General features: G+C 28.5%; 22 protein-coding genes and 2 tRNA genes. 11 read left to right on the forward strand and 13 right to left on the reverse strand.

Annotated elements, in window-relative coordinates; genetic code table 11:
* Both LPB03_RS00165 and LPB03_RS00170 read left to right on the forward strand, forming a co-directional pair.
* The gene (locus LPB03_RS00165) at positions 1-831 is read left to right on the forward strand and encodes a hypothetical protein (protein ID WP_317039003.1); all 831 of its coding nucleotides are present in this window, start codon (positions 1-3) and stop codon (positions 829-831) included.
* Positions 831-2,300: an aminotransferase class V-fold PLP-dependent enzyme gene (locus LPB03_RS00170; RefSeq protein ID WP_065318494.1), complete on the forward strand. Its 1,470-nt coding sequence runs from the start codon at positions 831-833 to the stop codon at positions 2,298-2,300. The genes LPB03_RS00165 and LPB03_RS00170 overlap by 1 nt, the downstream gene beginning before the upstream one ends.
* Here the strand turns inward: LPB03_RS00170 and LPB03_RS00175 are convergent.
* Both LPB03_RS00175 and LPB03_RS00180 read right to left on the reverse strand, forming a co-directional pair.
* Entirely contained in the window at positions 2,278-3,198 is a 921-nt protein-coding gene (locus tag LPB03_RS00175; RefSeq protein WP_065318493.1) for a lysophospholipid acyltransferase family protein, read from the reverse strand. The genes LPB03_RS00170 and LPB03_RS00175 overlap by 23 nt on opposite strands.
* 139 nt (positions 3,199-3,337) lie before the next feature.
* The gene (locus LPB03_RS00180) at positions 3,338-4,246 is read right to left on the reverse strand and encodes a lysophospholipid acyltransferase family protein (protein ID WP_065318492.1); all 909 of its coding nucleotides are present in this window, start codon (positions 4,244-4,246) and stop codon (positions 3,338-3,340) included.
* 141 nt (positions 4,247-4,387) lie between these two features.
* On the opposite strand from LPB03_RS00180, the gene LPB03_RS00185 reads away from it, so the two are divergent.
* Positions 4,388-4,984: a rhomboid family intramembrane serine protease gene (locus LPB03_RS00185; protein WP_231953118.1), complete on the forward strand. Its 597-nt coding sequence runs from the start codon at positions 4,388-4,390 to the stop codon at positions 4,982-4,984.
* Between the two features lie 223 nt (positions 4,985-5,207).
* On the opposite strand, the gene LPB03_RS00190 is transcribed toward LPB03_RS00185, so the two are convergent.
* A tRNA-Gly gene (locus LPB03_RS00190) sits at positions 5,208-5,280 on the reverse strand.
* Between the two features lie 311 nt (positions 5,281-5,591).
* Positions 5,592-5,665, reverse strand: a tRNA-Met gene (locus tag LPB03_RS00195).
* Positions 5,666-5,780: 115 nt separating this feature from the next.
* Between LPB03_RS00195 and LPB03_RS00200 the strand changes: the two genes are divergently transcribed.
* Positions 5,781-6,164: an START-like domain-containing protein gene (locus tag LPB03_RS00200; protein ID WP_065318490.1), complete on the forward strand. Its 384-nt coding sequence runs from the start codon at positions 5,781-5,783 to the stop codon at positions 6,162-6,164.
* A gap of 105 nt (positions 6,165-6,269) precedes the next feature.
* A complete protein-coding gene (locus LPB03_RS00205; protein WP_065318489.1) occupies positions 6,270-7,103 on the forward strand; it encodes an aminotransferase class IV in 834 nt (277 codons plus the stop codon).
* Here the strand turns inward: LPB03_RS00205 and LPB03_RS00210 are convergent.
* From LPB03_RS00210 to LPB03_RS00230, 5 genes are all read right to left on the reverse strand, one after another.
* Positions 7,100-7,657, reverse strand: a complete 558-nt coding sequence (locus LPB03_RS00210) for a YqgE/AlgH family protein (RefSeq protein WP_065318488.1) — start codon at positions 7,655-7,657, stop codon at positions 7,100-7,102. The two genes, LPB03_RS00205 and LPB03_RS00210, sit on opposite strands and share 4 nt — an antisense overlap.
* An 80-nt stretch (positions 7,658-7,737) precedes the next feature.
* The gene (locus LPB03_RS00215; RefSeq protein ID WP_026778202.1) at positions 7,738-8,010 is read right to left on the reverse strand and encodes an HU family DNA-binding protein; all 273 of its coding nucleotides are present in this window, start codon (positions 8,008-8,010) and stop codon (positions 7,738-7,740) included.
* Between the two features lie 197 nt (positions 8,011-8,207).
* A complete protein-coding gene (gene fmt, locus LPB03_RS00220) occupies positions 8,208-9,152 on the reverse strand; it encodes a methionyl-tRNA formyltransferase (RefSeq protein WP_170324192.1) in 945 nt (314 codons plus the stop codon).
* Between the two features lie 6 nt (positions 9,153-9,158).
* Positions 9,159-11,048 (reverse strand): RecQ family ATP-dependent DNA helicase, encoded by a 1,890-nt coding sequence (locus tag LPB03_RS00225; protein ID WP_065318486.1) that lies wholly within the window; start codon positions 11,046-11,048, stop codon positions 9,159-9,161.
* Positions 11,045-11,596, reverse strand: a complete 552-nt coding sequence (locus tag LPB03_RS00230) for an AAA family ATPase (protein ID WP_065318512.1) — start codon at positions 11,594-11,596, stop codon at positions 11,045-11,047. The genes LPB03_RS00225 and LPB03_RS00230 overlap by 4 nt, the downstream gene beginning before the upstream one ends.
* A gap of 140 nt (positions 11,597-11,736) precedes the next feature.
* Between LPB03_RS00230 and LPB03_RS00235 the strand changes: the two genes are divergently transcribed.
* The 5 genes from LPB03_RS00235 to LPB03_RS00255 are packed head-to-tail and all read left to right on the forward strand — an operon-like array spanning position 11,737 to position 16,809.
* Positions 11,737-12,018 (forward strand): DUF493 family protein, encoded by a 282-nt coding sequence (locus tag LPB03_RS00235; protein WP_065318485.1) that lies wholly within the window; start codon positions 11,737-11,739, stop codon positions 12,016-12,018.
* A gap of 4 nt (positions 12,019-12,022) precedes the next feature.
* A complete protein-coding gene (locus tag LPB03_RS00240) occupies positions 12,023-13,657 on the forward strand; it encodes a peptidylprolyl isomerase (protein WP_065318511.1) in 1,635 nt (544 codons plus the stop codon).
* A complete protein-coding gene (locus LPB03_RS00245; RefSeq protein ID WP_065318484.1) occupies positions 13,657-14,505 on the forward strand; it encodes a hypothetical protein in 849 nt (282 codons plus the stop codon). The genes LPB03_RS00240 and LPB03_RS00245 overlap by 1 nt, the downstream gene beginning before the upstream one ends.
* Positions 14,471-15,856, forward strand: a complete 1,386-nt coding sequence (locus LPB03_RS00250; RefSeq protein WP_065318483.1) for a peptidylprolyl isomerase — start codon at positions 14,471-14,473, stop codon at positions 15,854-15,856. Before LPB03_RS00245 ends, LPB03_RS00250 begins: the two co-directional genes overlap by 35 nt.
* On the forward strand, positions 15,856-16,809 hold the full coding sequence (locus LPB03_RS00255) for an AAA family ATPase (RefSeq protein ID WP_065318482.1): 954 nt from the start codon (positions 15,856-15,858) through the stop codon (positions 16,807-16,809). Before LPB03_RS00250 ends, LPB03_RS00255 begins: the two co-directional genes overlap by 1 nt.
* 83 nt (positions 16,810-16,892) lie before the next feature.
* Here LPB03_RS00255 and LPB03_RS00260 read toward each other — a convergent pair whose 3' ends face one another.
* Genes LPB03_RS00260 through LPB03_RS00270 form a run of 3 tightly spaced genes read right to left on the reverse strand, consistent with a single transcriptional unit; the run spans position 16,893 to position 19,004 of the window.
* A complete protein-coding gene (locus LPB03_RS00260; protein WP_065318481.1) occupies positions 16,893-17,459 on the reverse strand; it encodes an RsmD family RNA methyltransferase in 567 nt (188 codons plus the stop codon).
* Entirely contained in the window at positions 17,456-18,292 is an 837-nt protein-coding gene (locus tag LPB03_RS00265; protein WP_083187023.1) for a DUF3822 family protein, read from the reverse strand. The genes LPB03_RS00260 and LPB03_RS00265 overlap by 4 nt, the downstream gene beginning before the upstream one ends.
* Positions 18,261-19,004, reverse strand: a complete 744-nt coding sequence (locus LPB03_RS00270) for a PrgI family protein (RefSeq protein WP_065318480.1) — start codon at positions 19,002-19,004, stop codon at positions 18,261-18,263. The genes LPB03_RS00265 and LPB03_RS00270 overlap by 32 nt, the downstream gene beginning before the upstream one ends.
* 106 nt (positions 19,005-19,110) lie before the next feature.
* On the opposite strand from LPB03_RS00270, the gene LPB03_RS00275 reads away from it, so the two are divergent.
* Positions 19,111-20,535, forward strand: coding sequence for an ATP-dependent DNA helicase (locus LPB03_RS00275; RefSeq protein WP_065318479.1), 1,425 nt, complete (start codon positions 19,111-19,113; stop codon positions 20,533-20,535).
* Here the strand turns inward: LPB03_RS00275 and LPB03_RS00280 are convergent.
* Entirely contained in the window at positions 20,532-21,485 is a 954-nt protein-coding gene (locus tag LPB03_RS00280; protein ID WP_065318478.1) for a lipid A deacylase LpxR family protein, read from the reverse strand. The two genes, LPB03_RS00275 and LPB03_RS00280, sit on opposite strands and share 4 nt — an antisense overlap.
* Positions 21,486-21,535: the final 50 nt, after the last annotated feature.

Consider the following 21,535-nt stretch of genomic DNA (forward strand, 5'->3'; position numbering starts at 1 on the left):
TTGAAAATAAAATCAGTATTACTCCTATCATTATTCATGTCAATAGCGGTTTTCTCTCAAGAAGATACACAAAAAAAGGTAGTGAATAAAGGGAAGTTTTTTGTTTACTGGGGTTGGAATTGGTCAAGTTATTCTGGTTCAGATATTCATTTTAAAGGTAATAATTACGATTTTACATTGAGAGATGTACAAGCACAAGATACACCTTCTAAATTTTCATTTAGTAAATATTTTGGAATTACCAATTTAACAAAACCACAAACAAATGCAAGAATAGGGTATTTTTTTAAAGAAAATTATACGATTTCTATTGGTGTAGATCACATGAAATATGTGGTTAACAATGATCAATTTGTAAATATTGATGGAGAAATTTCACTTGGAAATAATACCTATAATGGTGTTTATACAGGGCAAGAAGTTCAATTAACGGAAGATTTTTTAAGACTAGAACACACAGATGGTTTAAACTATATAAATGTTCAGTTATATCGTTTTGATGATATAAGCAGATGGTTTGGTTTATATTCAGAAAGTTTTCAGATAAATCTAACAGAAGGTTTTGGAGCTGGTATTTTATATCCAAAGACTGATACAACACTTTTAGGGCAAGAAAGACATGATGATTATCACATTTCTGGTTTTGGTCTTTCTGCTGGTGCTGGTTTAAATATTACGTTTTTAAAACATTTCTTTATTCAAGCAGATTTAAAGGCAGGTTATATAAATATGCCAAATGTAAAAATTAGCACAAATGCATCAGATAGTGCTTCTCAAGATTTTTTCTTTCTTCAGAACAATATTTTAATTGGAGGTAAATTTAGATTATAATGGATAACTTAGAGCAGTATTTTTCGCAATTTAGAAATCATATTATTGGAATTAACCAAACATTTACTTCTCCTTATGGAGAACAAAATTTGGTGTACTGTGATTGGACTGCAAGTGGAAGATTATACAGACCAATTGAAGAAAAAATATCGAATCAATTTGGGCCTTTTGTAGCAAATACGCATACAGAAACATCTACTTCTGGAGCAGCTATGACATTGGCTTATCATGAAGCTAGAAAAATTATTAAACGCCATGTAAATGCAAATGAAAATGATGTTTTAATAACAACAGGTTCAGGAATGACAGGTGTTGTGAATAAATTTCAACGAATTTTAGGTATAAAAGTTGCTGAAAATTTAAAGGATTATACCTCAATTCCAGAAGATTTAAAACCAATTGTTTTTGTTTCTCATATGGAACATCATTCAAACCAAACTTCTTGGTTAGAAACTATTGCAGATGTAGTAGTTGTACCTTGTGATAATGATGGTTTATTGTGCTTAAAAGAATTTGAAAAGTGCATTCAAAAACACGAATATCGTAAAATAAAAATTGCTTCGATAACTTCTTGCTCTAATGTTACTGGTATAAAAACAGCATATCATAAAGTTGCAAAATTAATACATAGTTATAATGGATTGTGTTTTGTAGATTTTGCATGTTGTGCACCTTATGTAGATATTGATATGCATCCTGAAGTAGAAGAGGAGTATTTAGATGCTATTTTCTTTTCTCCACATAAATTTTTAGGAGGTCCTGGAAGTTCAGGTGTTTTAATTTTTAATAAAAAATTATATAAAAATACAGTTCCAGATAATCCAGGAGGAGGAACAGTGAGTTACACAAATCCTTGGGGACAACATGATTATTTTGATGACGTAGAAACTAGAGAAGATGGTGGAACACCAGGTTTTTTACAAACTATAAAAATTGCACTTTCTATTCAGTTGAAAGAAAAAATGGGCACTGAAAACATCAGAAAAAGAGAAGATGAAATTAATGAAGTTGTTTTTAAAACCTTAGAAAATCTTCCAGGAGTTAAAATATTAGCACCAAACCAAAAGAAAAGATTAAGCATTTTTTCTTTCTATTTTGAAAAATATCACTTTAATTTAGTGGTAAAATTATTAAACGATAGATTCGGATTGCAAACTAGAGGTGGTTGTTCTTGTGCAGGAACTTATGGGCATTTTCTATTGAATGTAAATCAAGAAACTTCTAATAGAATTAAAGGTGAAATTTTATCTGGTTGTAACACTCAAAAACCAGGTTGGGTTCGTATGTCTTTACACCCAACAATTACAACTACTGAGCTTGATTTTGTTTGTGAATCTTTGCAAAAATTATCAGAAAATATAGCAGATTGGGCTAAAGATTACAAATACGATACTATTAAAAACGATTATGTGCACAAAACAATAACGCCAATTGAAAAAGAGTTAGTTAGCTCTTGGTTTGCTGTTTAGTTTCTTGAAGTTTAAGCCATTCGTCATATTTGTCTTTATGCTTAAATCTTTTATGCGACCATAAATAAAATTCGGGTTGTTCTGTAATATTTCGTTCTGTAATTCGTAAGAATTTATCAGTAATTTCATAATCTTTATAGTCTTTCGGGTTTTCTGTAATTAATTCGAAATCAGTTTCATAATAGCCTCTTTTTATTTTTTTTGCTCTATAATTGATTACAACCAAATCGTTTTTTTTAGCAAGCATTTCTGCACCTGTATGTACAGGTACTTTAACACCAAAAAATGTTCCCCAATGAAACGTTTTTTCTATGTGTGGAGATTGATCACTTAACAAAATATAAGCACCTTGAACATTGTTCTCAAAATTGTGCTTTATCAACTTTATAAAGTTTGCAGTAGTTGCACCTTTTATTCCAAATTTTTCTCTGTTTTCTCTTAAGGTCTTCTCAAAAGTTTCATTTCTCAATTTATTATACGCACCAAAAATATCTATATTCAAAACTAAAGGAGTACTTATAGACCATTCCCAATTGGCAAGATGTGCGCTTACCAAAGCAATACTTTTTCCTTCTTTAGCATATTTATTTACCAATTCAGGGTTTTTATATTTGTAACGTTTTAGAATTTCTTTTTCTGATATTGAGAAAGATTTTATACTCTCAATCATAATGTCAGTAAAATGTTTGTAGAATTTTTTAGCAATTTTTTGCTTTTCTTCTTCGGATTTTCCTGGAAAAGCATAAGAGATATTTTTTAATACAACTGCTTTTCTATAGCCAAACACATAATATAAAAGGACGTAGAAAAAATCTGAAATTAAATATAAAATAAACATTGGCAATCTAGAAATCAGCCAAATTAAAGGATATGTTAAGTAAAAAACGATTTGATTCATTAATTATAATTTAAATGCAAATATCGGATTAAAAATTAAGAAAGATAAAAAAGTAAATGTAGTAAGATATAATGTGTAATTCTGATATGATTATTGATTTTAAACCACGAACCACGAACCACGAGCCACGAACCACGAACTAATCCTTAATCTTTTTCATTTTCTTCCATTTCTCGAACTTATTTCTGTGTTTAAAGCGTTTGTGAGACCATAAATAAAATTCTGGTTGTTCTTTAATAAGTTGTTCAGAAAGTTGAATGTATGTATCTGTTATTTCGTAATTTTTAAGCTCTTTTGGGTTTTCAGAAATCAAAATAAATTCAGTTTCATAAACCCCTCTTTTTATTTTTTTTGTTGCACAAAATATAACTACTAAATCAAACTTTTTAGCAAGCGATTCTGCACCCACATGAAAAGGGACTTTAATTCCGAAAAATTCCTGCCAATATAAAGTGTGTTCTAACTGAGGAGATTGATCACTAATTAGTAAATAAATACTTTGAATTTGCTTTTTATAATCTTCGTAAAAAGCTTTTACCGTTTTTGAAGATTCATAGCAAACAAACCCAAAACGCTCTCTAGATTCTCTAACAACTTTGTCAAAATATTTGTTTCCTAAACTCGTGTATGCTCCTCTTGCTCTGCAGTTAACCAATAATGGCGCATTTGCGAACCATTCCCAATTTGCTTGGTGTGCGCTTACAAAAGCAATACTTCTTCCTTCTTTGATAAATTTTTGAGCTACTTCAGGATTTTTATATTGATATCGTTTTAAGATTTCTTTTTTGCTGATGGAAATTGCTTTGATCGTTTCCATAAATAAATCTGTAAAATGCTGAAAGAACTTTTTGGCAATCTGTTTTTTTTCTTCGGATGATTTTTCTGGAAATACTAAATTCAAGTTATTAAAAACGACTGTTTTACGATATTTAAACACGTGATAAACAAAGATGTAAAGCACATCAGAAATTATATATAAAAAACGCATTGGTAATTTGGAAAGCAACCAAATAAAAGGATATACCAAAGCAAAAATTAAAAATTGCATACATTTATTTTGATAAACAAATATCACTATTTATATTTAAAATGAAATGTAAAACCAAAGAGATTTTATTATGTTTGTAGAATGTTAAATGGTACAAGCCCTATAGTAATTCTCGTAATCGTAGCCAATGTTCTTTTCTCTATGAAAGGCTTTGATGATTATACCTTTTTAGATAAATTTAAGTTTCAAGTTGGTAGGGTAAAAGGCGATGAAAAAATTAGAATGTTAACTTCTGGTTTTTTACATGTAGATTGGATGCATCTAATTTTAAATATGTATGTTTTATATATGTTTGGAGACATGGTTGCTCATAAACTTGGAGGCGCTTATTTTTTAATCATTTATTTTGGAAGTTTATTAGCTGGTAGCTTATATACGTTACATTATCATAAAGACGAACCTTATTATAGTGCAGTTGGTGCTTCAGGAGCTGTTTCTGGTATTTTATATGCATCAATTTTATTAGTGCCAGGCATGGAATTGTATTTGTTTTTTATTCCAATACCAATTCCAGGATATATTTTTGCTGTTGGTTATTTATTATATTCTATTTATGGAATGAAAAAACAAGTAGGTAATATTGGACATGCAGCGCATTTAGGAGGAACTATAGGTGGGTTCGCATTCACATTATTATTGACTCCTATATTATTTACCACAAATACAATACTTGTTGTTTTATTGGCGGTACCAATTATTTTGTTATTACTTTTTGGTGATAAATTAAAGAGTTTATAACATAATCAATTAAACTTCAATTAGATAATTTTATTTGTTTTTCTCAAAAGGTCATTAAATTTTAAGCATAAAAAAAGACCTAATTATTGCTAATTAAGTCTTTTGAGCGAAAGACCAGGTTCATCTCGTCTTCGCTCGATATAAACTTCTCACCTTATTTTTGTGAATTTCATTAAATTTAAAGCATAAAAAAAGACCTAATTATTTCTAATTAAGTCTTTTGAGCGAAAGACCAGGTTCGAACTGGCGACATTCAGCTTGGAAGGCTGACGCTCTACCAACTGAGCTACTTTCGCTTGGTAAAGAGATGCAAATATAGAATCATTTTTGAGTTCTGCAAGAAATTATTATTAAAAATATTATTTTTTTTCTGATTTAAAAATTTGTCAAACTTTTAGTTCTTTTATTTAAAAAATAGATGTTTTTTCCATCACCTTTATATAAAAAAATTAAAGAACTAATTTAATTAATATTATTACAAATAAATATATTTCTCTTTTCAGTTATTTAAAAACGTAATAATATAGAGTACTAACTAAAAATAAAATAAATTTAAACCATAAAAAAAACCGAGAATTTACATTCTCGGCTTTTTACTAAAAACTTGTAGCGAAATCGGGATTTGAACCCGAGACCTCAGGGTTATGAATCCTGCGCTCTAACCAACTGAGCTACCTCGCCATTTTTTGTTTTTGAGAGTGCAAATATAAATACTTTTTAGAGATTAGCAACATCTCTTTTTAATTTTTTTTAAATAGAATTAATACTTATCTTGTCAACCTAAGTTAGATAAAAAATGGATAAAGTAAAATACGAGCTTGAAATACCAATTCATGCTTCCCCAAACATGTTATACCAATACATTTCATCACCTTCTAATTTGCAAGAATGGTTTGCAGACAAAGTAAACTCTAGAGGTAAAACATTTACTTTTGAATGGGATGGAACTATTGAACAAGCAGAGTTAATCACAAAAAGAGCAGAGGATAGAGTTCGTTGGAAATGGTTAGAGAGTGAAGATGACGAAAGTTATTTTGAAATAAAAATTCAAGTAGATGCCTTAACAAAAGATGTTTCTTTGATTATTACTGATTTTGCTGATGATGAAGATGAAGTAGAAGAATCTAAGCAGCTTTGGGAAAATCAAATTGATGAATTGAAACAAACAATTGGTGCCTAAAGTATAATTTATATAAACTTTTAAAAAACTCAACTTTTGGTTGGGTTTTTTTGTGCTTCATTTATAACAAAACCTTAATTTTGCACCTCCAAAACAATTTTATAGATGATTAATTTTAATGGTGAATTAGTACATGAAGAAAATATAAAACTTTCTATACATAATAGAGGTTTTAAATATGGAGATGGAATTTTTGAAACTATAAAAATTGTCAATAAAAAGGTCGTTTTTTGGGAAGATCATTATTTTAGATTAATGGCTTCTATGAGAATGTTGCGTATGAAAATTCCAATGGAATTTACCTTGGAATTTTTAGAACAAGAAATTTTAAAAACAGTTGCAGTGCAAAGTGAAGCTGCTTCTTTTAGAGTTCGTTTAAATGTATATCGAAAAGATGGTGGTTTGTACACGCCAAAAACAAACAAAATCGATTATTTAATTGAAGTAAAAGAAAATACCTATAAAACTAAAGAAGTTTATACTGTTGATGTTTTTAAAGACTTTTATAATTATTCTGGTTTATTATCAACCATTAAAACAAATAACAGGATGTTAAACACGTTAGCAAGTATTTTTGCTAAAGAGAATGATTTAGACAACTGTGTTTTAATTAATGAGAGAAAAGGAGTAGTAGAAGTTGCTAATGGAAATATCTTCGTTCTAAAAGGAAATATTATAAAAACACCAGCCTTAACAGAAGGTTGTATAAAGGGAATTGCTAGACAAAAAGTTATTGAAATTATTGCTAAAAATAAAGAGTTTACTTTAGAGCAAACAACTATTTCACCTTTCGAAATTCAAAAAGCAGACGAGGTTTTTATAACCAATGCAATTATGGGTGTTCAGCCAATTACAAATTATAAAAAGAAAAAATTTACCGTAGATTTTTCTAGTAAAATTGCAAAAAGTCTAAAAGTTTTAGAAGTTACTTCTGCCTAATTTAAGTTGATGTCACTTGGAGCATTTGCCCAAAGTTTATAATCACCACCTTTTTGAAGTATTTTATCTTTCCAAAGAGAAGTTTCATCTTCAGAAAAAATATTTTGAAGATCATTTTCTGAAATAAACCATGAATTAATATTTAATTCATCTGCTAGTTGATTTTTTCCCCAACCAGAATATCCTAAGAAAAAACGAATATCAGATTTTTTTAGAGAACCCTCATTTAATAGTTGTTTTAAAGCTTCAAAATTTCCTCCCCAAAAAATACCATTATCAACTTCTATACTATCAGGAATTAATTCTGGAACCATATGTACAAAATACAAATTATCTTGCTCAACAGGCCCCCCTTGATATACTGTAAAATCAGAACTAATATCAGGTAATAAATCGCTTAATGTGTAATCTAAAGGTCTATTTAATATAAAACCAACAGAGTTAATTTCTGTATGCTCTGTAATTAAAATAATAGCTCTATTAAAAGAACTGTCATTTAAAATAGAAGGTTCAGCAATTAACAATCTGCCTTTATGTGGTTTTAAATACAACATAAGTAAATATATACAAAATATTATAAATAAAAAAACTCTCTTAAAAAAGAGAGTTTAATTATAATTTGTATTGCAGTAAATTAGTTTACAGCATCACTTAATCCAGCTCCAGCTTTAAATTTCGCTACATTTTTAGCAGCAATTTGGATAGTTTTTCCTGTTTGAGGATTTCTTCCTGTTCTTGCAGCTCTGTTAGAAACTGAAAAAGTTCCAAAACCAACTAATGCAACTTTATCTCCTCCTTTTAAAGCAGAAGTTACGTTATCTGTAAAAGATTCTAATGCTGCTTTCGCAGCTACTTTAGATATTCCTGCATCAGCAGCCATTGCGTCAATTAAATCAGACTTGTTCATAATAAATAAATTTTTAAATTAATTATAAGTTTTTTGTGCTATAATAGCTTAACAAATATAGACGTATTAAGGGTTTGCGCAAATTAGGACCCTAAAAAAACAGTGTTTTGTTAATAAATAGATGCAAATTGTTAATAAACCTAAGATGAAAAACTCTAAAAACACAAAAAACGCTAAAAAGCTTACCAATAAAGGTTTTATATCATTTTAGAATTGGCTGCAAAATTGAAACCATTTAGCAAACTTGTTGCATCCATTTTTTTCTTTCCAGCTAATTTTATTCCTTTAATATTAATAAACCCATTTGCAACAGCAACTTTTATTTCTTTTTTTGATGTGATGATTGTTCCAGCTTCCAAATTATGTGATTCTTCGATTTTTTCTACCTCATATATTTTAGCGGAAATTTCTTCTTCATTATTTAAAAGAATTGTCCAAGCAGATGGAAAAGGGTTCAAGCCTCTAATTTTATTGTATATAGTGTCTAAAGATAATGACCAATCAATTTTGGTGTTTTCAGTATGAAGTTTTGGTGCCGATTTTTCTTCTAATTCAGGTTGTTTTTTAGTTTTGATGTTTCCATCAGCAATTAAATTTACAGTTTTAGCAACCAACTCTGCACCCAAAAACATTAGTTTATCGTGTAAAGTTCCTACAGTTTCATCATTTAAAACAGGAATTTCTTCTTGCAAAATAATTTCACCAGTATCAATTTTATCATCAATGAAAAATGTGGAAACACCTGTTTTTGTTTCTCCATTAATAATTGCCCAATGAATTGGTGCAGCTCCTCTATAATCTGGAAGTAATGAAGCATGTAAATTAAATGTGCCAAATTTTGGCATTTGCCAAACTAATTTTGGTAACATTCTAAAAGCAACTACAATTTGTAAATTGGCATTTAGGCTTTTTAAGTCTTCAAGAAACACTTCGTTTTTTAAATTTGTAGGTTGTAAAATTTTTAAATTTTGAGTTAACGCATATTTTTTTACAGCAGATTCGTTTAATTTTCTTCCTCTTCCAGCAGGTTTATCTGCAGCAGTAATTACACCAACAACGTTATAATTATTGTCTACTAAATGTTTTAAAATGGTGACTGCAAAATCTGGAGTTCCCATAAAAACGATTCGTATATCTTTCATAATTTTTTATTTTATTTGGTATTTATTTTGATGATTTATCTGCACTTTATTTTCAGATAATAAGGTTCGCAAATGTATTAAAATGTCCTTTTCATTTGCCTGTAATTGTTGCCTAATTTCTTGCGAGGTTAAACTCGTTTTTTTGTTTAAAAGAGCTAAAATATGTAAAGATAAATCTTCTTTTTTTGCTCTTTTATCTGATAAACAAACATCACAAATACCACATTTTTGAGTTGATTTTTCATCAAAATAATCTAATATTTGAATACTTCTACATACGTTTTGATTCGAAATATAGGCTAAAAAATCTTCTGATTTTTTCTCTTTCTGTTTTAAGAATTGAACAATTTCTTTAGAGCATCTGTTAATAGTTCTATCATCTTCTCTTGGAACTAAAAATTGAATTTCTGAGTCCGTTTTTACACGACGATATTCTAAGATTTTATCTTCATGCAAACGTTGCAAATTGGCAATTATGTGTCTAGAAGTAGTTTTGCTTTTCTTTGCTAGTAGAAATTCATCTACTTTAACTTCTTGTTTAAATAACCCTGTGTAAGTTCTTAATAGTGAGTCAATAAATATCTTAGTATCAATATTATTGATAGCGTAAGAAATAACATTTTTACTACTTGTATTAAAAATTACAGTCGATTTTTGATTGAATGTATTTGTGATTTCTATGATGCCATTATTGGCTAAAATTTTTAAAACAGCTTCTACTTTTTTTTGAGATAATTGATACTTTTTACTGAATTCAGAAAGCTGAAATTGAAACAATTCTTCCGAAATTTCGCCTGTAGAAATTCTAAAATATTGATATAATTTTTTGTGAATTTCTTTCACTTCTAAAATTGTTGGTAAGCCTTTTTTTACAAGTTCTTTATATTTTAAAATATCGTTTTCATTTTTTAATAAAACTGCAAAAGATTTTTTTTCGTTTCTACCTGCTCTTCCAGATTCTTGAATATAATTTTCGAGCGAAAAAGGGAAATCAAAATGAATTACAACCCCCACATTTGGTTTGTCAATTCCCATTCCAAAAGCATTCGTTGCTACCATGATTTTTGTCTTTTCAGTCATCCAATTTTGGTACGCATTTTGTTTTTCTTTGGCAGATAATCCACCATGATAAAAACTACTTTTAAAATTATTAGCAGTTAAAAAACGTGCAATTTCTTCCGTTCTTTTTCTTGAACTTACATACACAATTGCTGGCGTTTTTGTCTTGGTAAAAATTTGAATCAACCTTAATAATTTATCTTCCACATTAAAAATTTGATAGGCTAAATTTTCTCTGTAAAAAGATTTTTTAAAAACTGTAGTTTTTTTTAAATCAAGATTTTTGGCAATGTCCTCTAAAACTCTTTGGTTGGCAGTTGCAGTTAATGCAATAAAATTTGTGTTCGGAATTAGTTCTTTTAAAATCTTAATATTCCTGTAACTTGGTCTAAAATCATGACCCCATTCAGAAATACAATGTGCTTCATCAATAGCAATAAAACTAATGTTGAGTTCTTTTAATTTTTGCTGAATAAATAAGGACTGCAATCTTTCTGGAGAAATGTATAAAAATTTATAATTGCCGAATTTAATGTTATCAAAAAGAGCAATCATATCATCTTGAGAAGAACCAGATTTTATAAGTGTTGCTTTTATATTGCGTTTTTTTAAATTTTCTACTTGGTCTTGCATTAACGCAATTAATGGCGAAATTACTACGCAAACGCCTTCTTTAACCAAGGCAGGTACTTGAAAGCAAATCGATTTTCCACCTCCAGTTGGTAATAAAGCAATCGTGTCTTTTTGATCTAAAACAGCTTGTATAATTTCCTCTTGTGGTTCTCTAAAAGTGGTGTAATTCCAGTATTCTTTTAATATGTTTTTTGGGGATATCATAAATCGCAAGAAAGCGAATTAAGAATAAAATTAGTTCGTTCTTCAATAGCGCCAAAAGGAACATTTATAATATTGTACCCCAAATCTGAATAGGCTTCTATTAAAAACTGATCGATAGTTAGCGATTCTTCAAAAGTTTCATAACGTTCATTATCAGTTGTATGAATTTCTTCCCAAGGAGAAAAATGAAAAATTTTAGTGTATTTGTAGGCTTTACTTTTTTCTAAATATAAATCAGGATATGCTGTCTTAAAATAGTTCATATAGGCATGAACATCAGGAATTCCTCTGTCAAAAAAAACAATTTGTTCTTTTCTTTTATTAGCATTTAAAAACTGTTCTTCTCTACCTTTTAATAACATTTCGCTAAACAGCAGAGGTTCTGTTAAAAACAGTTGTTCAATTCCATCTTTTTGAGCTTTTAAAGTAACAGCTCTAGAAACTTCGTCAAAACAACAAAAACCTTTGTCTTTTAAAGCATTTAAAACGGTTGTTTTTCCTGTACCTGGACCACCAATTAAAACTATTTTTTGCTGATTTTCTTGCAACTTTTTCGTGTTAGAATTATTATTTTTGATTTTCTTTTCATAAATCAATTCCACAAAAATAAATCATTCGTTTTATAAAACTAATTTTTAATGTAATTTTGTGGCTTGTTATTTGTAAAGAATACAATAAATTTTCAATTATGAGTGATAAAAAAGAGTTCTATATCAAGCTTAAAGGTCAGTTAGAAGACACCACCGATTTTCCTGCAGATTATATGTATAAGTTTATTGTGCCCACAGATGGTAATCAATTAGCAGAAGTAGAAAGTTTGTTTGATAATAAAGGAGCAGTTATTACCACAAAAAATTCTAAAACTGGGAAATATGTTAGTATTACTATCGTTTTAAAGTTAAATTCTGCTGATGAAATTATTAGTTATTACAAAAAGGTTGAAAAGATTAAGGGAATTATATCGTTATAAATTTATGAGAAAATTAGTTTTAGTACTGTTTTTAGGAGTGTCAAGCATTATTTTTGGGCAAAGAAATGATAAAATTTTAATAACTATTGATGGCGAAGAAATTTCAGTTGGAGATTTTAAAAGAATTTACGAGAAAAATTTAGATGCTATAGATAATGAAGAAGCAAAAGATGTTCAGAAAAATCTAGATCTTTTTATCAATTATAAGTTAAAAGTAAAAGAAGCATATAATATAAAATTAGATACATTACCTTCTTATAAAAAAGAGATTGAAGGCTATAGAAATCAGCTTTCTGCACCTTATATGCAAGATACCGTTTTTATTAATAAATTAGTAAAAGATGCATATTTTAGAACTAAAAACGAAGTAAAAGCAAAGCATATATTAATAAGAACACCAAAAGACGCCACTCCAAAAGATACGTTAGAGGCGTATCAAAAAATAATGAATATTAGAGCTAGAATCTTAAAAGGAGAAGATTTTGAAGCGGTTGCAGAAGAAACATCAGAAGATCCATCTGCAAGAGATGATGAAAAAAGTGGACGAAAGGCAAACAAAGGAAATTTAGGTTATTTTTCTGCTTTTAAAATGGTGTACCCTTTTGAAGATGCAGCTTACAATACTAAAGTTGGTGAAGTTTCAGAACCCTTTAAAACTCGTTTTGGATATCATATTTTAAAAATAGATTCTTTAAGAGCATCAAAAGGAGAAGTAGAAGTTGCGCATATTTTGATAAATAATCAAAACAAAAATGCAAAAAAACTAATTGATTCTCTTTACAATCAATTAGAAAAAGATGTGCAATTTAAAACACTTGCAAGAAAATTTTCTGAAGATTCAGGCTCAAAATCTAAGGGTGGAAAATTAAGACAATTTGGCACTGGAGTAATGGTAAAGCCTTTTGAAGATGTAGCATTTAATTTGCAAAAAGAAGGTGAATATTCTAAACCTTTTAAAACGCCTTTTGGTTGGCATATTATACAGTTGATAAAAAAACATCCTGTACAACCTTTTAGTGAACTACAAGATGAACTTAAAAGCAAAGTAAAATCTGGTGATAGAGCTCAATTATCTGAAAAAGCAGTTATTGATAAATTAAAGAAAAAATATACAATTTCTGAAAACGAAAGTGCAAAAGCTATTTTTGAGCATAAAAATATAAGAAATATCGCTCAAGATTCTTTACAGGCTGTTCTGTTGACAATTAATGAGTTAGAAATAAAACAAGAAGCTTTCGTAAAATATCTTAAAAACAGAGGTAATACTCCTATTTACGAACTTTTTAACGAGTTTAAAGACAAAGAGATTTTAAGTTATTACAAAGAAAATTTAGAAAAAACCGAACCAGAGTTTGCTAATACATTGCAAGAATATAGAGATGGTTTGTTGTTATTTGAATTGATGCAACAAAAAATATGGGAAAAATCATCTAAAGATACTTTAGGATTAAAAAACCATTATAAAGCCAATTTATCTAAATTTCAAAATAAAGAATTCAATAAAATAAAAGGAGAGGTAATGAACGATTACCAGAATATTTTAGAGGAAAAATGGATTGCAGATTTGAGAAATAAAAGTACTATTGAAGTAAATAATAGAGAACTTAAAAAATTAATTAAATTTTATAAAAAAGACTAATGAGGAAATTTACAGTGCTTTTTTTAATCTTTTGTGTATTTGCTTCTTGCGAATATCTTCAAGTAGAAGAAAAAGAAAATACAACATCAGAAATTGTAGCGATTGTAAATACCGAAAAACTTTTTAGAGAAGATTTAGTGAATGTTGTGCCAAATAATACCAGCAAAGAAGATAGTATTGTTTTGGTAAAAGGCTTTATAAACGATTGGGCAGTAAAACAATTATTATTAAGTAATGCAGAGAGCAATAGTTCTTTAGAAGAAGTTACAGAAATTAACTCCTTAGTAAAAGATTACAAAGAAAGTTTACTAATTAATAGTTATAAAGAAAGGCTTATAAATCAACAATTAGATACTGTTATTAGCGAAAGTGAAATAGAAAATTTTTACGCAGATAACAAAGAAAATTTTAAGTTGAATGAAGAATTATTAAAGATTAAATATCTTCATTTTGATAACAATATTATCAATAAAAAAGAATTTATAAAACTTTTTCAATCTGATAAAATTGAAGATTTAGAAGCGTTAGAAAAACAACAATTAAGTTTTAAATATTACCAATTTAACGATTCAATTTGGACACAATTAGATAAGGTTTTGTTAAAACTGCCTTTTTCTAAAGAAAATCTGTTAAATAAAACAAAATTCCTCCAAAAACAAGATTCATTAGGTTTATATTTGGTGGCCGTAAACGATGTTTTGGTTAGGAATGATACAGCACCATTAAGCTATATAGAACCTACCGTAAAACAAATGATTTTACACAGACGTAAAATTGAATTAATTAGAGATATAGAAAAAATACTAGTAAAAGATGCAACAAAAAACAACAATTTCAAAATATACTAAACTTACACTTTTCGCAGCTCTTTTCGGGTTGATGAGCTTTTCAACCTTTGCACAAAAAATTAAAATTGATGGTGTTGCAGTTGTGGTTGGAAAAAATATTGTGCTAGATTCTGATATCGATAAATTTAAGCAGGAAATTGAAATAAGATCTGAAAATAAAATTAAAATTTCTGATTGTGAAATGTTAGAAGAGTTGATGGAACAAAAACTATTGGCACATCATGCAGTTATTGATAGTGTTTTAGTTTCTGATCCAGAAATTGCTGCTAGAGTAGATAGGAGTGTGCAGTATTTTACACAACAATATGGTTCTGTAGATAAAGTAATTAAAGCCTATGGTTTTAATGATTTAGATGATTTAAAAAAGGAATTACATTCTGTACAAACAGAAAACCTTCTTATAGAAAAAGAACAACAAAAAATTACTGAAAAGATAGATGTAACTCCAGAAGAGGTTCGTATTTTTTATAACGGATTAAAAGAAAAAGGAGAATTACCAGAATTTTCTGCAGAAATAGAATTGGCGCAAATTGTTATAACAGCGAAACCAACAGATGCAGAAACTGAAAGAATTTTAAACAAATTAGCAGAATTAAAAAAGGAAATTGAAGATGGTGCTAATTTTAAAATGAAAGCGATTATTAATTCTGATGATCCTTCAGTAGCTCAAAATGGTGGAAACTTAGGAGAAATTACTAAAGAAACTAATTTTATTAAAGAGTTTAAAGAAATGGCTTTTTCTTTAGATCCAAATCAAATTTCGAAACCTTTTAAAACGGATTTTGGATACCACATTATAAAATTGCACGAAATTAAAGGAAACGCAAGAGTTGTTTCTCATATTTTAATGCAACCAGAAATTCCTGATGCAAAACTTACAGAAACAAGAGAAATTGCTGAAAAATTAATTGCAGATATTAATGATGGTAAAATTACTTTTGAAGAAGCTGTAAAAAAATATTCGGATGATGATGAAACAAAAAATAACGGAGGTTTAATTCTTAATCCTTATACAGGAGAATCTACATTCGATTTAACAGGAATGGACCCAGCTTTGTATGCAAGAGTTGCAGAATTAAAAAAAGGTGAATTAACAGAAGTGTTTTTCGACCAAAATAGAAGTGGAGAGAAAATGTACAAATTCATGATTATGAGAGATAGAACAGATACTCATACTGCAGATATTGTGAACGATTATGTAAAAATTCAAGAATTAGCTTTAACAAAAAAGAAAGAAGAAACCGTTACAAAGTGGGCAAAAGAGAAGATTAAAGATACCTACATTAAAATGGCAGATGATCACAGAAAATGTACTTTCGAAAAAAACTGGAAAAAAGAAACAGGTAAATAATGTCTGATGTAAAAGCTGTAAATGATTTAGTCTTAAAACATAAATCATTAAAAACCGAGATTAGTAAAATAATTATTGGGCAAGAAGAAGCCGTTAATTTTGTGTTATTATCCATTTTTTGTGGAGGACATTCATTGTTAATTGGTGTGCCAGGTTTAGCAAAAACGCTTTTAGTAAATACAGTTTCTGATGTGTTGGGTTTAAAATTCAATAGAATTCAGTTTACTCCAGATTTAATGCCTTCAGACATTTTAGGAAGTGAAATATTAGATGAGAACAGAAAGTTTAAATTTATAAAAGGGCCAATTTTCTCAAATATTATTTTGGCTGATGAAATTAACAGAACTCCACCAAAAACGCAAGCAGCTTTGTTAGAAGCGATGCAAGAACGTTCTGTAACAGTCTCTGGAAATCATTATAAATTAGAATTGCCATTTTTTGTGTTAGCGACTCAGAATCCAATTGAGCAAGAAGGAACCTATCCTTTACCAGAAGCACAATTAGACAGGTTTATGTTTTCTATCAATTTGGAATACCCAAGTTTTAAAGAAGAAGTAGCCGTTGTAAAAAGTACAACAAGTAATATTTTTCAAAAAGTAAACGCTATTCTTTCTGGTGATGAAATTATTGCGATTCAAAATTTGATTCGTAAAATTCCTGTAACCGATAATGTTATTGAATATGCAGTTACTTTAGTTGGCAAAACAAGACCAAAATCTTCTGCTGCCACAGAAATGGTGAAAAATTATTTGGATTGGGGAGCAGGACCAAGAGCTTCTCAAAACTTAATTTTAGCAGCAAAAGCGTATGCAGCTGTTCATGGAAAATATTCTCCAGATATCGAAGATGTAAAAGCAGTTGCAATTCCTATTTTATCTCATAGAATAGTAAAGAATTACAAAGCAGAAGCAGAAGGTGTTAGTATTACTGATATTATTGAATCTTTATTATAGTAAGATTTTCTATCAACAGTAAAATACTCTATAATTTTGTGAAAATATTTTAAGAAATACGAATTTGTAATTTTTAACAAAAATTATTCTTCTTCATCAGAATTTTCATCAGAAACCAACTCAAAGAAACTAAACACATTTCCTCCATAACGTTTGTCATAACTATGGTTTTTGTGGTTCGCTAATTTGGTGTGTTTCGAATGTTCTATAATTAAAACACCATCTTCTTTTAGTAAGTTTTTTTCAAAAACTAAATCTACAATTGCTAAAAATTTTTCTTCTTCAAAATCGTAAGGAGGATCTGCAAAAATAATATCAGCTTGTAAAGAAGTTGTTTCTAAATATTTGTAAACATCACTTTTATAAGTACTAATGTCTAAATCTAGCTCTTTTGCTGTAGTATGGATGTATCTTATACAGTTGTAATTTGCATCAATAGCAAACACTGTTTTTGTGCCTCTAGAAGCAAATTCGTAGCTAATGTTTCCAGTGCCTGCAAACAAATCTATAACTGCAATGCTATCAAAGTAATATTGGTTGTTTAAAATGTTAAACAACGCTTCTTTTGCCATATCTGTTGTTGGTCTAACAGGTAAGTTTTTTGGAGCTCTTAAACGTCTTCCTTTTAATTTCCCTGATATAATTCTCATGTTCCTAACAGTATATAATTTGAATGATTGGCTATCTTTAATTCCTTAAAAATTGAATTGTTGCTTTCTAAAAAGAATACGTTTTTAATGTATTTGTATGTTATTTTATAAATAGCATCTAATTTAGTAATGTTACCCATAAAATAGAGTTGAAAATCCATGGTATCTAATTGCAATTGCTCTGCTGTAAACAAAACATAATAGATAAAATCTTCTTTAGAAATATACGAAAATGAATTCGATAAAATAAGTTTGTTGTTCTCTAAAACAATTAAATCAAAAGTATTTTTAGAAACGTTAATGTACATTACTTTTTTATCAGAAGTATTTACTTTTAAAAGTTTTTCTAATAGAATGGTATTGTGATGTTTGTATTCAAATTCTCCGAAATTTTGAAACAAATAATTATTAATGTTTACATAAGGAATGTATACATTTTTTGCATCAATTATATCGATTTCATCAAATGTAATAAAATCGTTTTTTAAAGTTTTTATGTTTAAGCTTAAATAATTTGCTAAAGAATCTTCATTAAAAAATTGATTAGGTACAAGTGCCGCTAAGTTATTTTCATGAATTACTGTAACATTATTATATTCAAGTTGAAGATTGGCATCATTTTTAAAAATAACTTTTATTTCTTCTAATAAACTTTCTGGAGAGTTTTGTGTTTCTTTAAATTGATACTCTTTAAAGTAAACAATATTATTTTTTAAAGAGTTTACTACACAAAAAGAAAATCCATCCAAACTAAATTGGATGGATAATGCTATATTTTTTGATTCCGTTTTGGAAATTGTACTATTGTTTTTTTGCACCTTTAGATTTGTCATAAGATGGAGGCCAGTTACCACCAGTACTAATTTCTTCTAAAGAACCTACAGAAACATATTCACCTCTAATTTGGTTCGTTTCTTTCACTTCTAGTTCTTGTTTTATTAAAGACTCGTTCATTCCTTTTAAAATATCAGCTTTAGGAGTTCTAACTCTAAATGTAGAAACCACTAAACCAGGTATTTTTTCAATAGAACCTACTTCAATTTCAAATTCCTTACCTTCAACACCAGGAACTTTAAACATGTTTTTATAGTCTCTATCTTTAAAGTACTTTAAAACAGGTTCATACCCAATTGTATCTGTAACTCTTACTTCTTGATCTACATAAATAGGGTTGTATTTTGTACCTGTGTTAACTCTTTCTACAACTGTTTTAGTTTCAGTTAACGCCAATCTTGCAGTATCTACAAATCTTATTAAACCAGCTTTATTATCATTGTAGGTACCATTAACTTCGTAATATTTTACTTGTGCATCTCTAATAATTTTTAAGCTATTTACAACAGGTTGATATTTTTTAACTTTCTCCTTGTTAAATACAATTGGCTCCATAATACCATCATATATTTTAATACCTAAAAAGATTGCTGCTACCAATAGTATAATTGATGGTAACCATCTTAGTTTTAAAGGTAAATATTTAACTATAACAAAAGCTATTAGAAAAGCGACTAATACAGCTCCGAAAATCATTAGTAATAAACTCATTTTTATTTTGTTTTTTTTAATAGTATTAACGCAAATCTACAATTTTTTTTCAATGATAAAAATTTTTCTTTACAAATCAATGTATCTTTGATATTTTATTTTCTATATGATTAAAATACCTGCTGATTTTTATAACGAACTTACTAAAAAGTTTCCACATTTACCAACACAAAAACAAAGCCAATTACTAAATTTATTAAGTAAATTTATATTTAATGATGATAAGGATGCCATTTTTTTACTGAAAGGTTATGCAGGTACAGGTAAAACAACAACTATAAGCACGTTTGTAAATGCGCTTGCTTCTGCAGGTAAAAAAGCAGTTTTGTTAGCGCCAACAGGTAGAGCAGCAAAGGTAATTGCAGTATATTCTAAAAGACCAGCGTTTACTATTCATAAAAAAATATATTTCCCCAAAAAACAAGCAAATGGAGGTGTAGATTTTGTTTTGCAAACAAACAAACATAGAAATACTATTTTTATTGTTGATGAAGCTTCTATGATTCCTGATAGCAGACAAAATCAAAAATTGTTTGAAACTGGTTCTTTGTTAGACGATTTAATAAAATATGTGTATTCAGGACACAATTGTAAATTAGTTTTTATTGGAGATACAGCTCAACTTCCACCAGTAAAATTAACAATAAGTCCTGCTTTAGAAGAAGATACTTTACAATACGATTATCATAAAAATGTTACAGAAATCGAGTTGGATGAAGTAATGCGTCAACATGAAAATTCTGGAATTTTAGCAAATGCAACACAACTAAGGTTGCAAATGCAAAACGAAAGCGATGCTTTTAAATTTAATATTAAGTTTCCTGACATCAAAAGATTAATTGATGGTTATGATATAGAAGATGCTTTGGTGGCAGCTTATGATAATGATGGAGTAGAGGATACTGCTTTTATTGTACGTTCTAATAAAAGAGCGAATCAATACAACCAACAAATTAGAATGCAAATTCGAGGACAAGAAAATGAAATTTCTGCTGGTGATTTTGTAATGGTTGTAAAAAATAATTATTATTGGTTAAAAGAAAATTCAACTGCAGGTTTTATTGCGAATGGTGATATTTGTCAGGTTTTAAAAATATTTTCCATCAAAGAATTGTATGGTTTTAAATTCGCAGAAGTAGAGTTAAAAATGATTGATTATCCAGACATGCAACCCTTTGAAACGGTTTTATTGTTAGATACGTTAACAAGTGAAAGTCCGTCTTTAACCTATGAAGAATCAAACAAATTATACCAAGCAGTTAAAGAAGATTATGCTGATGAAAAATCGAAATTTAAGCAGTTTTTAGCTATTAAAAAGAACATTTATTTTAATGCTTTGCAAGTAAAGTTTTCATATGCAATGACCTGTCATAAATCTCAAGGTGGGCAATGGAAAACCGTTTTTATAGAACAACCTTATTTGCCAGATGGTGTTTCTAAAGAATATTTTAGATGGTTATATACAGCTATAACAAGAGCCCAAGAAAACTTGTATTTAATAGGTTTTAAAGATGATTTTTTTGTAGATTAATGCAGTAAATAATTTATATTTAAAGTGCCATATTTATTTCCATACGTATATCTTAAACCTTTAGATTTGCTTGTGTTGTAGTTAAAAATATATCCGAAATTAAATCGATTTGCAGTAAACTTTAAGCCTATTTCAAGATTAAAAACTACAGGTATTATTTCTTTGGTAACCAAGCTTGTTGAGTTTAGAAAACTTCCCTCTAATGTTGCATCGTAAAAAGCATATCTTAAAGTTGGTTTTACAAAAATAAAAGATTCTATAGCTCTTGTGGAATTTGTTGTATCATCATTTAAATTCGTGTTAAAAGCGATTGAATTTATAATTTTCTCCAAAGGATTTAAACCAAACCTTACATAAAAACCAGAACTAACATTGGTGTAAATAGTTCCCAATTTTGCAGTATTTACCCAAGAAACATCAATAGTATTTTTGTTGTTCTTACCTAAAAAACGAATGTAGTCAACATCAAAATTGAAAGCAAATGCATTTTTTATTTGAAATTGCCAACCTGTAGCTTTTTTAAAACCATAAATGCCGTGAATAAAATCTTGTAATTCTTTTCCAAAAGCGTTTGGTCCAAGAACGCCAACTTGCAAATTATAATTTAAAATTTTATTGTTTTTATAAACGTTTTTAACGCCAAAACTTCCATATAAATATGCTGCAAAAGGTCTGTCATGTTCATCAATAGTTTGCACTATAGATTTGTTTGGGGTAAACATTTCATGCCCAATTTCCCATTCAAAAATCTTTTTTTCTAACGTTATATTTTCATTTTTGGTAATGTATCTGTAATTTAAAAACATACCATTGGTATAATAACGATCTCTATCAAAAGAAACATACAAATCGTTATCTGTAGTAAAGCTAATTTCTTTAGAAAACTTTTGCTGAGCAATTATGCTAAAAGGAACCAATAGCAAACAAAAAAGTAATCGATTTTTAAACATAGGCAAATATATTAATATCAATTTAAAATGATATTTTTTTAACTCATTTA

Source organism: Polaribacter vadi, assembly GCF_001761365.1.
In the GTDB taxonomy this organism is placed as follows: domain Bacteria; phylum Bacteroidota; class Bacteroidia; order Flavobacteriales; family Flavobacteriaceae; genus Polaribacter; species Polaribacter vadi.